Origin of the sequence: Streptomyces sp. 2131.1 (assembly GCF_900105515.1) — a bacterium.
Taxonomy (GTDB): Bacteria; Actinomycetota; Actinomycetes; order Streptomycetales; family Streptomycetaceae; genus Streptomyces; species Streptomyces drozdowiczii.
The window spans coordinates 6,957,828-6,972,786 of sequence record NZ_FNSY01000001.1 but is presented as its reverse complement, the minus strand read 5'-3'; the positions used below and the strand labels follow the sequence as shown (position 1 = coordinate 6,972,786).

The 14,959-nt window shown below is 69.7% G+C and carries 9 protein-coding genes and 3 pseudogenes; 7 read left to right on the top strand and 5 right to left on the bottom strand.

Annotation, left to right across the window (positions count from 1 at the left end; genetic code table 11):
* The first annotated feature begins 59 nt into the window (after positions 1 to 59).
* Both BLW14_RS31020 and BLW14_RS34295 read left to right on the top strand, forming a co-directional pair.
* Positions 60 to 290 (top strand): hypothetical protein, encoded by a 231-nt coding sequence (locus BLW14_RS31020; protein WP_093710415.1) that lies wholly within the window; start codon positions 60 to 62, stop codon positions 288 to 290.
* A gap of 283 nt (positions 291 to 573) precedes the next feature.
* A pseudogene (locus BLW14_RS34295) lies at positions 574 to 986 on the top strand (transposase); the annotation flags it as partial.
* A 37-nt stretch (positions 987 to 1,023) separates the two neighbouring features.
* On the opposite strand, the gene BLW14_RS31010 reads toward BLW14_RS34295, so the two are convergent.
* The 5 genes and pseudogenes from BLW14_RS31010 to BLW14_RS30985 form a co-directional block, all read right to left on the bottom strand.
* Positions 1,024 to 1,485, bottom strand: coding sequence for a hypothetical protein (locus tag BLW14_RS31010; RefSeq protein WP_093710414.1), 462 nt, complete (start codon positions 1,483 to 1,485; stop codon positions 1,024 to 1,026).
* A 621-nt stretch (positions 1,486 to 2,106) separates the two neighbouring features.
* Positions 2,107 to 4,884 (bottom strand): CDP-glycerol glycerophosphotransferase family protein, encoded by a 2,778-nt coding sequence (locus BLW14_RS31005; RefSeq protein WP_093710413.1) that lies wholly within the window; start codon positions 4,882 to 4,884, stop codon positions 2,107 to 2,109.
* A gap of 867 nt (positions 4,885 to 5,751) precedes the next feature.
* The gene (locus BLW14_RS31000; protein ID WP_256332930.1) at positions 5,752 to 6,606 is read right to left on the bottom strand and encodes a class I SAM-dependent methyltransferase; all 855 of its coding nucleotides are present in this window, start codon (positions 6,604 to 6,606) and stop codon (positions 5,752 to 5,754) included.
* 540 nt (positions 6,607 to 7,146) lie between these two features.
* Positions 7,147 to 7,359 (bottom strand): annotated as a pseudogene (locus tag BLW14_RS30990) (cyanate hydratase); the annotation flags it as partial.
* A gap of 137 nt (positions 7,360 to 7,496) precedes the next feature.
* On the bottom strand, positions 7,497 to 8,102 hold the full coding sequence (locus BLW14_RS30985) for a carbonic anhydrase (protein WP_093710412.1): 606 nt from the start codon (positions 8,100 to 8,102) through the stop codon (positions 7,497 to 7,499).
* Positions 8,103 to 8,230: 128 nt separating this feature from the next.
* Here BLW14_RS30985 and cynR point away from each other — a divergent pair, with 128 nt between their 5' ends.
* The 5 genes and pseudogenes from cynR to BLW14_RS30955 all read left to right on the top strand — a co-directional run bounded on the left by cynR (position 8,231) and on the right by BLW14_RS30955 (position 14,950).
* Complete coding sequence (gene cynR / locus BLW14_RS30980; protein WP_093710411.1) at positions 8,231 to 9,136, top strand: transcriptional regulator CynR; 906 nt, start codon at positions 8,231 to 8,233, stop codon at positions 9,134 to 9,136.
* 295 nt (positions 9,137 to 9,431) lie between these two features.
* Positions 9,432 to 10,127: a hypothetical protein gene (locus BLW14_RS30975; protein ID WP_218137690.1), complete on the top strand. Its 696-nt coding sequence runs from the start codon at positions 9,432 to 9,434 to the stop codon at positions 10,125 to 10,127.
* Between the two features lie 742 nt (positions 10,128 to 10,869).
* Positions 10,870 to 11,313, top strand: coding sequence for a nuclear transport factor 2 family protein (locus BLW14_RS30965; RefSeq protein WP_093710408.1), 444 nt, complete (start codon positions 10,870 to 10,872; stop codon positions 11,311 to 11,313).
* A 78-nt stretch (positions 11,314 to 11,391) separates the two neighbouring features.
* Positions 11,392 to 11,553: a hypothetical protein gene (locus tag BLW14_RS30960; protein WP_256332929.1), complete on the top strand. Its 162-nt coding sequence runs from the start codon at positions 11,392 to 11,394 to the stop codon at positions 11,551 to 11,553.
* 293 nt (positions 11,554 to 11,846) lie between these two features.
* A pseudogene (locus BLW14_RS30955) lies at positions 11,847 to 14,950 on the top strand (FAD-binding and (Fe-S)-binding domain-containing protein).
* The last annotated feature ends 9 nt before the right edge of the window (positions 14,951 to 14,959 follow it).

Genomic DNA, 14,959 nt, shown 5'->3' with positions numbered 1-14,959 from the left:
GGACAGCGGGTACAGGTCCGCAGGTGCCCGGAGCGCCCTGCCGGCCCTGAGGGTAGGGCGTGTCCACCGGCCGAGGCTCGGACGGGAGCGGCACTCGGGCTGCCCTCGGGTATGCCAAGAAGGCAGGAGACGGCGATGCAGATGCGGCACAGCCGGCGCGGTCGCTCGCGTCGCTCGCGGCCGCCGCGCGGATGGAGCGCTTGGACTGGCGTATGCGGGTGCTGGGCGACCAGCTCGACGACGTGAAGAAGGCGGTGGATCGTCTTCGCCTGAAGCTGCCGGAACGGTGACGTCTGACAGCTGGCAGCGCTGTGCTCACCATGGGGCCGTGATCAACCCGCCGACGCCCCGAACCGACGGTGCCGGTTCCGGTGCCGGTGCGTGCCGCTCGCCGGCCCCGCCATTCGCGTGTCGGCGGTCTGCCCCGGCGGCTCCGACCCAGGCCTCAGGTCTGTTGATGCTCCGGCGGATGTCGCATGGCACGCGGGTGCGCACCGAAGGAACGTGGCAGCGCCCAGTGCCGGCGTGGGGCGCTGCTCGGTAGGGGTCTTACGGAGCTGCTATCGCTTCATCCAGTACCGCACCTGCTCGCCTTGGCGGGACCTGCCCGATGAACTCGGCTCGTTCCAGACCGCCCGCAAACGGCTGATCAGGTGGGCTATGGACGGCACCTGGGAACGCGTCCTTGCCGCGGTCCTGGCAGCCACCGAAGGTGCTGAAGATATCGGCTGGACCACGTCCGTGGACTCCGCCGTCTGCCGGGCTCACCAGCACGCCGCCGGAGCCGGAAAAAGGGCTCCAGGTCGGGACGAACCGGTGACCATGCGCTTGGACGCTCCCGTGGCGGCCTGAGCACGAAGGTCCACCTCGCTGGCGACAGCCGTGCACGCCCCCTCACTCTTCACGTCACCGCAGGCCAGGCCGGCGACGCCCCGGCACAAGCTCGCCACCGCCTACCAGGCCGCACTCCACCTCGCCGCCATCCTCATATGGGCGCGGCGATGACGACGAAGCAACGGTGATTCAGTCGTAGAAGAAGAGCTCGAGGTCCTCTACGGATCCCGGCCCGGTGAGGAAGCCTTCAGCCTTCGCGATCTCGTTCTCTGGTGGCAGCACACCCGTCAGGAGCTGCCGCATCCAGATTTCTCCTTGCTCGCCGACCGCGTAGATGCCAGACAGCAGCTCGGCCATGCCGGCAGGGTTTGGCGGGATGCGTCCGGCGACGGGTTCGAGCACCCATCCGCCTGATCGGGCCGCGAGCCGCAGTACCCCGGCCCAGTTCGCGATCCTCCCGATACGTACGTGCCACGAGTCCTCGGTGAACGGGGCCATACGTCCGCCATGGAGAGGATTTGTGGCGGCCCCGATGTCCTTGATGACCTGCCGTTCCACGGCGTCACGGACCCAGCGCCCCTCCTGTGCTTCTTCGATGGCGGCCTCCCACCACTTCCACCCGCCGTCGAGTCGGTCCGCGAACGCATCCATGTGGACAGGCTTCCATGCGAGCTGCCGCAAGCATTGAGGGGGCGTCGATCAGTGGATCGCCCCATCAGGACGACATGCTCCAGCGCTTCGCGGACCGATTGGGTGCTGGATGAGGGGGAGGTGGCCGTCATGGAGGGGCGGCCCTTGGGCAACCAAATCTCGTCATCGAGCGAGAAGGCACGAGCACGCTCCAGTCGCAGCAAGTCTCCGATTCCTCTCGCGACAGGTGACCCGGGCACACTCACGGCCGTCAACCGCACCAACGCCGAAGCGCTCTTCCCCGCCTGGCCGCCACTCCCCCGACGCCGGCCCCGGCTGTACCCGCCCCGATACGTCTGCGCCACGCGGCCCAACGCACCACCGCGTGCCTGGCCTTCAAGCTCCTCCAGCCCCGCACCGACTGAGACAAGTTCCTCATGTCCACCAGCCCCCACGGCACGTCCGGCGGCGTGTTCACGAGTTTGACGGCATAGCTGAGCCCCGCCCCCCGAACCAGTCCGACCTGCACCGGCAGACCCACCTCGGCCTCCACCGCCGCGACCGCCTCGGGGACATCCTCCACGAAGACTCCGGCTCAGCAGCCTGGCCACCACGAACGGGGGTATCCGGCACACACAGTGCTCAGGCGTCGGTCCGGGCTGCGGCGTGCGGTCCGCCGACGAGCATCCGGTCCACGACCCGCGCCGTCGCGAGACCGTCCCCGGGCTCGCAGAAGTCCTTCTTGAACTGGGCGTACTTGTCTCGGTACTCCGCTTCGACGGCGTCGACGTCGCGCAGGGCCTTGACCAGCTCTTCGGATGTCTTCAGCAGCGGGCCGGGCGCCCGGGTGGTGAAGTCGAAGTACAGGCCGCGCAGCGAGTCCCGGTAGTGCTCCAGGTCGTAGGTGAAGAACAGCATGGGCTTGCCCGAGTGCGCGAAGTCGAACAGCGCCGAGGAGTAGTCGGTGATCAGGACGTCGGCGACGAGGTAAAGATCTGCGATGTCCGGGTAGCGGGTGACGTCCCACACGAAGCCCCGGCCGGCACCCGGTACGTTGTCATGGACCCTCGGGTGCTTACGGAAAAGCAGCACATGGTCGTGGCCGAGTTCGGCCTGGGCCGCGGCCAGGTCGATGCGCAGATCGAGTTTGTACATCTTGTTCGCGTGCCGCTGGTCCTCCCGCCAGGTGGGGGCGTAGAGCACCACCTTCTTGCCCTCGGGCAGGCCGAGCCGCTCCCTGACCCGCGCGGCCCGCGCCTCGCGGTCGGGGGCGTGGAAGACGTCGTTGCGCGGATAACCGCTCTCCAGCATGTCGCGTTCGATGGAGTACGCCCTGCGCATGATCTCCGTGGTGTACGCGTTCGGCGACACCACGAAGTCGAACTGCCGATAGCTGTGCGGCAGGCCGGCGATATAGGCGGGACTCGACTGGGGAGACCCCTGCAGGTCCTTGCCGATCTTCTTCAGCGGCGTGCCGTGCCAGGTCTGCACGACCCGTTGCCCGGGGCGGGTGACGAACCAGTCGCCCACCGGCGAATTGACGACGACGTAGCGGCTGCGCGCCAGTGCCTCGTACCACTCGCGGCTGCCCCAGCTCACCACCCGGGCTTCCGACGGCATCTCGGGCAGCCCCCCGTCCCGGGTCCAGATGTGCTCGACCTCGGTCCCCCGGCGCACCAGCTCCTCGTAGACCGCGCGCGGGGAGTCCGAGAACTGCCGGCCGTCGAGGCTCAGGTAGAGGACCGCGTCGCGCAGGGGGAGCTTGCGCTGCTCGTGGAAGTATTTCTCGCGCAGTATGCGCTGCCGGTAGGCGCCGTGCTCGTCGGGGCCGAGCAGCCGTTCCGGTTCGATGAAGATGCGGTCGAAGTAGCGGCGGTCCACGGTGTAAGCACGCTGTGGGCCACTTGAGCACAGGGGCAGCTCCTGCACCCGCTCCGGACGCAAGGTCACCGGGACGTCCCCGGACTTGTCCCAGGCGTCCGCGTCGCGGAAGAAGAGGTACCAGCGGCCTGGGCACAGAGGCAGCTCGGGACCGTGCGTCTGGGGAGCCGCCTCGGTGTTGATCCGAAGTGTGAACCGCCCGTCGGTGAGCTCGACCGGCAGTTCCTTCTCCTCGAAGCGGACGCCGTGGCGCAGAACGAACTTCTTCCCGGCCCCCTCCCCACCGGGATACGTGCCCTCGAGCACCAGCTCTCCCGGCCCCGTCACGGTCATCGTGTCGACGACGGGGCGCACAGCTCGCGTCAGCAACACCAGCCTGCCGGGCCCGTCGCGGTGGACGGCCAGCTCGCGGCCGGGCGTAAGCCCATGTCTCGAGGTCGTGAAGCCCTCGGCGAGGAGGGCCTCATGGCCCCGCCCGTCATCTCCGCGCAAGGTCACTTTGAACTGAAGGGTCTTGGTTCCCGGCAGGTCGTTCTCGGTCAGTCTGGCAAGGCTGAAGACCGCTCGGTGGCGCCGGAACGCATCAGGGGAACCGGACAGCGGAGTGAGCGGGCTGTCAAGTCTGTTGTCGCCTTCGACGATGCGCACGGCGGTGGGGGCCTCGGCCCCGCGCCGTGCCCTGGTGACGAGTCGCAGTTCGCCGTCCGCGACGGTGCAGGACTCGACCTCGACAGCAGGCTGCTGCACCGTGATGCTCACGGCGTTCTTGGTGAAGCCGACCACGAGACGTGAGCCGTCCGCCAGATGACGGACCTGGTTGTGCCCGGCCGTGCCCGCGTCGCGCTGGCGCACCCGGGCGCCGTAGGGCCCGCCCGGTCCCGGAATCCCGATGTACAGGAACCACTGGCCGGCACCGCTCTCGGCGAGCTCGCGCAGCCGACGGGCAGGGACGACGACTTCGAAACCCGTGCGGTCGTAGCAGTGCAGCGCCTGTTCGGAGGCGACGGTGGCCTGCTCGTTACTGGTGCGGCGCATGCGCAGCTTGATGCGGCGGCCGGTCTCGCCGTTCTCCAGCACCGCGAACCGGCCGATGACGCGGCCCGAGGGACGGGGCAGGTTCGCGACGAACGCGTACCCTCCCCACACCAGATCGTCGCCGCGCCAGTCGACCGAGGTCAGCTGCGCCGTCACCGGCAGGTCGAGGGGCTTGAGCGCGGCTATCCGTTCAGGCAGCGCGAGTCCCCGCAGCCCCGGGAGCACCAGGCGGGGGCGCCGGGAGCCTGCCACGAGAAAGGCGCCCGGGTCCCGGCGCTGGCTCCGAACCACCTCGACAAGGTCCTCGGCTCGCCCCTCGGCAGCGAGATGCCATATGACGCGCTCGGTCGGTGGGAGGCCAGTGAGCACTCCCTCACCGTGGACGTCGATCAGTTCCCGCGCCGTGGTACACAGTTCCTCGCGCTCGGCCGGTGAGCTCTCAGGAAAGAAGCGCAAGGTCCTCCGCACTCTTGCCGAGGTGAGAGCGGCGAGGGACTGTGCCATGAATAGTGCCCTTCTTCAACGCGGGTTGACATAAGTCATTCAACGTTAACCGAGTCACTCGTGTGCCGTACGCTTCGCATGATAACGGTACGAGCACATGCGGCTTGGACCCGTTGAACTTGTGGGGCTCGTTCAAGGGTGTAGATCTTTGACTCGTGGCCTTCCTTTCGGTGGTTCGCCGGCTTGGCTTGGATGGACAACCAGCCTTTTTGGCAGCCCAGTTCCCGGTGATCCTGCCGCATCTCCACGAGCGGTGGGGTCCCCTGCCGATAGGGCCGGAAGCTCAGTCTCCCGGCCGCGACGGGATCAGAGCGGTCGCCCCTGCCGCCGATGAGCCGGAAGGTCACGGTGTCTGCCGGTGGTGCGGGAACCCGACGCCGGAATGGACCCGTAGGGGTGCCTCCGCGTGCCCGGCTACGGCCCAAAAAGGTCGGCGGCCGGAACCCAGCGCTTCGGGAGGCAGGAACTGGCGTCAGCGGCCACTGCCCGGCCGCTGCCCTCAATGCGGACACGCGGGTACGACCAGCCACTCTCATTTACCTGGATATTACTTCTTTCCGTGCAGCTGACAAGACCCCGGAAAAGCCCCACCGTTGCAGTTCAGGAGCGCTCTCCGCCTATTCGGTCAAGACCCGGACAACCCCGCTCGCAAGGGCGCGCCGTCAGCCGTTTTCCCGGCCCGGCAGAGGCGCGCCCTCCAGGAAGGCGCAATAGACGTCGACGGCTTCCGGCTCGATGTCAGGGCCGGAGGGGCCGTAGCGGGCGCGACGTCCCGGATCCGCGGCTGATGTGTGACCAACGAAAGGTGGGCGGTTGGGTCAGCTCCCGGCGGACGCACTGCTCCGACGGTTCGACCGCTTGAAGAGGCTATCGACGGACCGCCGAGATCAGTCCGCCGGGCCGTTCCTCTCGCTGCGGAGGGGTGCTGATCGGGCGGCCGTAAGCGGCAGCGCGCTCACGCACGGTGTGGCTGTCGGCCTTCCAGCCGTGCCCGCTCAGCCAGCCCACCGGGTCGTCAGGCATCTCCGAGACCCACATGGACGCAGCCGATCCCGGCACAGCATCCGCGCCGAAGCGCTCGATCACTCCTCGCGAGCCCAACGTGAGCCCTAGCCAACTGCCTGCCGTCGACAACGCGCTGATCCGGGCCAGCAGCAGCTCCACCGCGTCCTGGGGCAGATAGATCAGCAGCCCTTCGGCGATCCACACGGTCGGCGCGGCCGGGTCGTGCCCTGCGGCGGCCAGCGCGCCTGGCCAGTCCTCCCGCAGGTCCACCGCGACGGTGATCCGCTCGCAGCGTGCGACGGCCCGCTCCTGGCGCAGCACTGAAGCCTTGAAGCCCAGTGGCGCGGCGGTGTCGACCTCGAACAGGCGGGTGCCCTCGGGCCAATTCATCCGAAAGGCCCGACTGTCCATGCCTGCGCCGAGCAGAACGACCTGCCGGACCCCGGACTCGGAAGCCTGCTGCAACAGGTCGTCGAGGAACTTCGTCCTGATGACGATGGAGAACGACACCGCAAGCCGGCGGCGGCGCGCAATCTCGTCACCGGTCACGGACGGCGACGAGGGCCACAGGCCGCCGGCTGTGGCGAAGGCCCGTGCCAACGGATCGTGGAACAGCGCGTTCTCCCGCTCGGACTCCAGCGCCCGCACCCTGGCCACCCCCACCGCCGTTGCCCACACTCCAGACGGCTGCACCCGCTTCGGCTCATCAGTCACCATGCCAGCCTAGAAGAGGACGGTTGTGCCTTCCCTTGCGGCTATGGCTTCCGGCAGCAGCGCCGTGAGCACGTCCGGCGTTGCCGCAGGCCCCGGCCGGCAGCGGTCTCCGTAGAAAGGCGCACCGCAACAGGAGGAAGAGCCGGCTCAGCTCACTCCCCGCCATGTGCGAAGGAAGGCGAGCAGGCTGGCCGGGCGGCCCTGGAGTTCCGCAAAGTCCCCCCGGACTAGGGCGAGGAGCCGTGGGAGATCTACGCCGTCAGGCCGGCGGCCCGGCGGGGGCCCGCGCCGGCCAGGCGTGTGGTGCACGGCCCTTCCCGATCGCTCCGGGAACAGCGGCTCAGGCAGTGGGGGCGCCGGCCACACGGCGCTCGCCGCCGTTGCGCTCCTGCCACAAGCGGTAGGCATCGACGGCGGTGTCCCGGGGCTCGTAACGCATGGGCAGCCGGCGCTGCTCACACTGCTTGGCGAACTCCTCGTAGAAGGTGTTCAGCTCGAAGTATTTACGGTCGTCGATGTAGTGGGGTTCATAGGCGTCGTCACCGCATCCTCATCCAGGCCGAGCAGCTCGGCGACGGCCCTTGCGGGCGCCTCCGGAAGGGCGTGCCGGCCCAGGAGGGCCGCGGTGGTGAAGGCGGCTGACAGGCCGGAGGCGTTGGCTATCTCTTCCCAGGTGAGGTTCTTTCGGATCTTGGCCTCTACAGCGGCGTTGGCCAGAGTCTCGCGGGCGGTGGGTTCGAATTGGGCGTGCATCATGAGAGAAGCTCCTTTGCGTTGGTGCCGGCCCTCAAGGGGAGGGGTGGGCCGGCTGGTTCTCGGGTGGAGTGTTCTGCGGCGTGTCGTGCTGGTGGCCTCTGTCACCGCCTCCGGCCGTATCCAGGTCGCCGGCTCGGTCAGGCGGCGAGGGCGGTGCCCGCGCCGACGACATCGAGTGCTTCGACGCGTCCGGTGGGGATGTCGAAGACCCAGCCGTGCAGCGTCAACCTCTTCTCCGCCAGCGCCTGGGCGACGGAGGGGTGGGTGGCCAGGTTGGCCAGCTGCGCGGAAACGTTGTGGCGGACCAGGGCGCCCACTTTCTCGGGTCCTGTCGCCACTCCTGCGGTACGCGCCACAGCGGCGTCCGCGTGCCGCAACCACTCCGCGACCGTCGGCGCGCCGGACAGGTCGTGCTCTTCGGCCAGGGCGGTCATCGCACCGCAGGCGGAGTGCCCGCACACCACGATGTCTCTCACATCCAGCAAGGCGACGGCGTACTCGATGCTGGCCGTCACTCCGTTGGCGCCGGGGGCGTAAGCCGGGACGAGGTTGCCGGCGGTGCGGATGACGAACAGCTCACCCGGCTCGCCCTGGGTGAGCAGCTCCGGTACGACACGGGCGTCCGAGCAGCCGATATAGAGCGCCTGAGGCTTGTGATGCGTGGCCAGGTGGGTGAAGAGCTCCGCTTTGGCCGGAAAGATCTCGCGCTGGAAGCGCGCGACGCCCTCGGTGAGATTCTGCATGGGTCACTCCCTTCGGTAACCGGGACCGGCCCCTCGGGGCCGACGAGATCCACCATGCACGAACTGCACCTATAGCGTCCAAGAGTCGAAAACGATCACTCTTATTGACCGCGTCTATACTTGAAAATATGGCCGCCCTGGAACTGCGTCACCTGCGCTACCTGCTCGCCGTCGCCGAACACGGCAACTTCACGCGCGCCGCCGAAGAGCTGCGCATCTCCCAGCCCACCCTCTCCCAGCAGATCAAACAGCTCGAACGCACCCTCGGCGTGCAGTTGCTGGACCGAACCGGCCGCACGGTGCGGCCCACCGATGCCGGCGCCGTCTACGTTGAGCACGCCCGCCGGGCCCTGCGCGACCTCGCTGCCGCGGAACGCGCTGTCCACGACCTCCAGGATCTGTCCCGAGGCCACCTTCGCCTCGCGGTCACCCCGACGTTCACCGCCTACCTCATCGGTCCGGTCATCGCCGAGCTCCATGCCCGCCACCCGGGCATCACCCTGACCCTCACCGAAGCAACCCAGGACCGTATCGAAGCCGGCCTGACCGACGACGAGGTCGACCTCGGCATCGCCTTCACCCCTGTCCACCAGCCCGGCATCGCCATCACACCACTGTTCACCGAGACCCTCAGCCTCGTCACCACGGCGCAGCACCCCACCAGCCGCCACCAGCCCATGCCCGTACATAACCTCGACCGGCAACAACTCGCTTTGCTCAGCACCGACTTCGCCACCCGCAGCCACATCGACGCCTACTTCACCCGCCACCGGGTCCACCCACGCATCGCCGTGGAAGCCAACTCCATCCAGGCCCTGACCGAGATCGTCCAGCGCACCGGCCTGGCCACCGTCCTGCCCGACGCCATCACCCACGACCACGACGACCTCACCCCCGTCTCCCTCGACCCGCCCCTCCCGTCCCGCACCGTCACCCTCCTCAGACGCGAAGGCGCCTACCTGTCCGCCGCCGTCCGCGCCTTCACCCTCCTCATCCACGACCACGTCACAGCCCGCGCCTACGCCCCGACCTGACGGGCGCGGCCCTACGGGCTCGCGCAATCCGCGGCGCTGGGCACCCAAGGAGTCCCAGCTCAGGTTCCAACGGAAGGCGATCACCACCGGGCAGATCACGCACGGCGATGCCGGCTGCGGGGCCGGCGAAGGACTGCGTGCCGCTGTGGCTGAAGGCCCGCGCGCGGTGAGCTGCGGTCCACCGGTTCGAAGTCGGGAGTCCGGTGGCGGCACCGTTACCGGAATCGGGGGAAGGGAACTGATCACGGGACGGTCATGTCGGTTGGAGGAGCGCATGGTGAGAAGCCGGGCAGAGATGAGGTTCAGGCATCCCCGTCATGAGCGGCGAGGTGAGGCGCGGCTGCCCGCCGTCGTTGCGACCCTCGTGGCGATCGTTCTCTACCTGGCGCTCCCGCAACAACTTCTCGTCGCCCCGCGCTTCGTACTGCCTGGACTGGAGCTGCTGCTCCTGGTCCCACTGGTGGCGATCAATCCTCGTCGTTTGACACGTCAGACCCGCGCTTTCCGCGTTCTGTCCCTGACGTTGGTGCTCGTGATCGCGGCGAGCAATATGACCGCACTGGGCATCCTGGTCCACGAACTGGTCCACGCCGGGATCAAGGACGGTCCGGCGCTGCTCACGGCCGCCCTGCAGGTGTGGCTGACGAACATCATCGTGTTCGGTCTGGCCTTCTGGGAACTCGACCGCGGCGGCCCCGTCACCCGCACGCAGGCGCCCCGGGACGAACTTCCCCTGGCGGACTTCCGCTTCTCCCAGGACGAGAACGACGACGCCATCCAGGAAGTCGCCGACGGCTCCAGCAGTTCCTCCGACTGGGTACCCACCCTTGTGGACTACCTCTACATCTCCGTGACCAACTCCACTGCCTTCAGCCCCACCGACACCATGCCGCTCTCCGGCCGCGCCAAACTGCTGATGAGCATCGAGAGCATCGCAGCGCTGACGACCTCGCTGCTCGTCATCGCCCGCGCCGTCAGCATCCTGCACTGACGATCACAGCACCTCGGCCGCGGACTTCAGAGCCACCATGGCCGGGGCGCCGCAGGGCGTCCGCCGCGCCGCGCAGGCACGACTCCGCGACGTCCGCCAACCGCTCCGGGCCGGCGCCGGACAGTACCCGCGCCGCGGCATCAGGCCCAGCGCCCGAACAGCCGCCTCACCGTGCGCGGCTCCGTGCCCTCGTGTCGTGTCCGGCGGCCCCGGTACCTCATCAGCCCCGCCGCCTCCAGGAGCCGCCTACCACTCCTGTTCACCCTCCGGTCTCAAGGGAGTCCGAGCAGTTACATCGAGTTCTCCCTCTGCAAGAAGAGCTGGGGCATAGGCGACGACTGCTCCGCCCCGCCGGTCCGCCCGACGAGGAAAGCCCGCAGACACGCTCACCCTGCCACCTGCTACGGGCTTGGGGCCAGAGTGAGAGAGTGGCACTCGGAGCTGCCCATGCCGGCTTGGCAGGGTGAACGCGGGCCCAGGGGAACGGGAGCTCCGGCTCGGGGCAGGGGTCAGCAACCAGCGCGGCAGGGCCGCCACGCCGTCCCCGGAAAGGGTCGGGCTGCTTTCCGCCATCGGGATGCGGTGGGCGCATGACCAACTCGGGCTTGACGACGGACGTAGAAGCCCCTGGGCCGGCCACTACCTCTGACGTAATCGACCACGCTCCCCTGATGCGGCAGCGTGGCGCATGTCAACGAGATCCCGACCAGGGTTTCCGGCACCTGAGGCGCGAGGAGCAACCATGCCCGTAAAGTCCGCTGACCTGACCGCGAGTGCCGTCACCGACACCACCCGCCACGTCGTCCAGGAGTTCCTCGCCGCCCGGATGGCCGGGGACGTCGAGCGGCTCGTCGCGCTCTTCGCGGACGACGTCGACTGGCTGCTCGCCGAGAACCCCGCCGTCCCGTGGATCCGGCCGCGCTCCACCGGAGCCGAATGCGCCGCCCAGTTCACGGAGCTGGCCGAGCACACGGTGGCCGAGGATGCGCGGGCCTCCGTCGACACGTTCCTCGTTGACGGCACCGACGCCGTCCTGATGGGGCACCTCTCGGGGACCGTACGCGCGACGGGGAAGTCCTTCGAGGGCCCCTTCGCGCTGCGCCTCACCGTCGAGGAGGGCCGGATCACCCGGCATCACCTCTACGAGAACAGCGTGTCGATCGCCGAGGCGTGCACCTCCTCCTGAGCCGCGCGCCCTCTTCCTCTCGTCTGCCACGGCACCAGTGTGCTGTCGCGACGCTCCGCGACAGTACCCTTCTTCGTCGTGCCGCTGCCCGTGCCGGACGGCTCGCTCGACGCGGTGTTCTGCGCGTCCTCGCTGCACTTCCTGGGCCGCCGCGCCCTCACCGACGTCACCGCTCACGTGACCCTCCTCGGTGACCGCCGGGCGGCCATCACCGCGGCCCGACTCCCCGAACACCTCTGAACAGGCCGCATCGAACCGACCGATCCCGCCCGGGCGTCCCGAACCCGTTCGGCCTCTGTGCCAGGAGGGGCCCCCGGACGCGGGCGAGGCGGACTCACCGTCCCGGCGGGTACGCCCACCGGGACGCGTACGGGTGACGTCACGCCCCGCCCGCACGCCCGGCCGACCGGTTCCGCAGGGCTGATCGGGGTCAGTCGCCGCCACGCCCACCAGTGAAGCGGTCAACTTCGGGTACCGGGTTCTGCGTGGCCGGGCCGTCCCGGCCTCGCGACAGGACGGCGAGGAGGAAGCGGATGACCACGGGAGGGCATGATCCGGCGGACGGGCAGCACGGCGGGAGCGGCGGTCCGGCGCCCGGTCTGCGGGCCCTCCGCGACGAGCTGGAGCGGCGGGTGGACGGCGAGGTCCGCTTCGACGCGGGCAGCCTCGGCGCCTACGCGACCGACGGCTCGAACTACCGGCAGGTACCCATCGGTGTCGTCGTCCCCCGCACGGTCGACGCGGGCGCGGAGGCGGTCGCCGTCTGCGCCCGGCACGGCGTGCCGGTGCTGTCCCGGGGCGGCGGCACCAGCCTCGCCGGGCAGTGCACGAACGCTGCCGTCGTCATCGACTGGACGAAGTACTGCCACCGCCTGGAGTCCGTCGACGCATCGGCGCGGACCTGTGTGGTGGAGCCCGGCATCGTGCTCGACGAGCTGAACCGGCAGCTGGCCGGCCGTGAGCTGCGGTTCGGGCCGAAGCCCTCGACGCACAGCCACTGCTCCCTCGGCGGCATGATCGGCAACAACTCGTGCGGCGCGTCCGCGCAGGCGTACGGCAAGACCGTCGACAACGTGCGGCGGCTGGAGATCCTGACCTACGACGGTCTGCGCTGCTGGGTCGGGCCCACCTCCGACGAGGAGTACGCGCAGATCCTCGACGCGGGCGGGCGCCGCGCCGAGGTGTACCGGGGGCTGCGCCGGATCATCGACGAGCACCTGGCCGACGTCCGCCAGGGCTTCCCCACCATCCCGCGGCGGGTCTCCGGCTACAACCTCGACTCCCTGCTGCCCGAGAAGGGCTTCGACCTGGCGCGTGCCCTCGTCGGCAGCGAGGGCACCCTCGTCACCGTTCTGCGCGCCGAACTGGCCCTGGTCCCCGTCCCGCCCCACGAGGCAATGCTCGTTCTCGGCTACCCGGACATCTGCGCCGCCGCCGACGACGTACCGCACCTGCTGGAACACTGCGCGCCGACCCAGCTGGAGGCGCTCGACGGCCGGATGGCGCAGCTCATGCGCGAGGAGGACAGCCACGTCGCGTCCCTGGACTCCTTCCCGGAGGGCGACAGCTGGCTGCTCCTCCAGTTCAGCGGGGACACCCAGGAGGACGTCGACCAGCAGGCCCACGATCTGCTGAAGGCGCTCGGCCGCGACGAGGACGACCCCGCGGTGTCCTTCTCCGACGACCCGCCGCGCGAGCGCCGGATGCTCAAGGCCCGCGAGGCCGGGCTCGGCGTGACCGCCCGGCCGCCGGACGGACGGGAGACCTGGGAGGGCTGGGAGGACTCCGCCGTACCGCCCGAGCGGCTCGGTGACTACCTGCGCGATCTGAAGAAGCTCTTCGCCGAGTTCGACTACGACCATCCCTCTCTCTACGGCCACTTCGGACAGGGCTGCGTGCACACCCGCATCCCCTTCGGGCTGAAGACCGCCGAGGGCGTCACTTCCTTCCGCGCGTTCCTGTTCCGGGCCGCCGACCTCGTGGTGTCCTACGGTGGGTCGCTCTCCGGTGAGCACGGGGACGGGCAGTCGCGGGGCGAGCTGCTGCCCCGGATGTACGGCGAACGGCTCGTCGCCGCGTTCGGCGAGGTCAAGGCACTGCTGGACCCGGACAACCGGATGAACCCCGGCAAGGTCGTCGACCCGTACCGCACCGACGAGAACTTGCGGCTCGGCCCGCACTGGCGGCCGCGGAACGACGCGACGCACTTCCACTACCCGGACGACGACGGTTCCTTCGACCGGGCGGTCATGCGCTGCGTCGGCATCGGGAACTGCCGCTCCCACAGCGGCGGCGTCATGTGCCCCTCCTACCGGGCGACCGGCGAGGAGGAGCACTCCACCCGGGGCCGGGCCCGGCTGCTCTTCGAGATGCTGGGCGGCCACCGGGACAGCCCCGTCACCGACGGCTGGCGGTCCACCGACGTGCGCGACGCGCTCGACCTCTGCCTCGCCTGCAAGGGCTGCAAGTCCGACTGCCCGGTGGGCGTTGACATGGCCACGTACAAGTCGGAGTTCCTGGCGCACCACTACGCGGGGCGGCTGCGCCCCACGGCGCACTACTCGCTGGGCTGGCTGCCCCTGTGGGCCCGGCTCTCGCGCCTCGCCCCGCGCCTGGTCAACGCGGCGCTCGACGCGCCGCTGCCGCCCGGATCGCCAAGCGGCTCGCCGGGGTCGCCGCCGAACGGCAGCCGCCCGCCTTCGCGGAGGAGTCGTTCGTCCAGTGGTGGCGGGCCCGCGGCGCACCGGACCCCGACCCGGCGGACCCCCGGACCGTGGTGCTGTGGCCGGACACCTTCACGACCTACTTCCACCCCGGCATCGCCCGGTCGGCCGTCCGGGTCCTGGAAGACGCCGGCTTCCGGGTCGCCGTCCCGGAGCAGGCCGTGTGCTGCGGGCTCACCTGGATCTCCACCGGGCAGCCCGCCACCGCGAAGAAGGTGCTGCGCCGGACCGCCGACGTGCTCCGGCCGTGGCTCGAGGCGGGCACCCCGGTCGTCGGTCTCGAACCGTCCTGCACGGCGGTCTTCCGGTCCGACGCCCCCGAGCTGATGCCGCACGACCAGGACATCCAGCGCCTCGCCGGGCAGTTCCGCACCTTCGCCGAACTCCTGGTGAACGACGCCCCCGACGACTGGCGGCCACCCGTCCTGACCCGGCAGGCCACCGTACAGACGCACTGCCACCAGCACGCCGTCACCAAGTTCGACGCCGACCGCGAGCTCATGCGCCGCGCCGGCCTCGATGCCGAGGTCCTGGACGAGGGCTGCTGCGGACTCGCAGGCAACTTCGGCTTCGAGCGCGGCCACTACGACCTGTCCATGGACATCGGCGAGCAGGGCGTCCTGCCCGCCGTCCGGGGCGCCGCACCCGACGCGCTGGTCGTGGCCGACGGATTCAGCTGCCGGACGCAGATCGAGCAGGGCGCCACCGGCCGCCGCGCCATGCACCTGGCCGAAGCACTCGCGCTCGGGCTCGACGGGCCGCTGCCCGCCGACCACCCCGAGAAGGCCACCGCCCGCCCCGACCGCCCGAGCCCGGCCGCGAGCCGGCTTGTGACGGGCGCCGCACTCACCGCGCTGGGAACGGCCGTGTACACCGCCCTGCGCCACAACCGACGCACGACGCACCACCGATAGGAGAAGAGA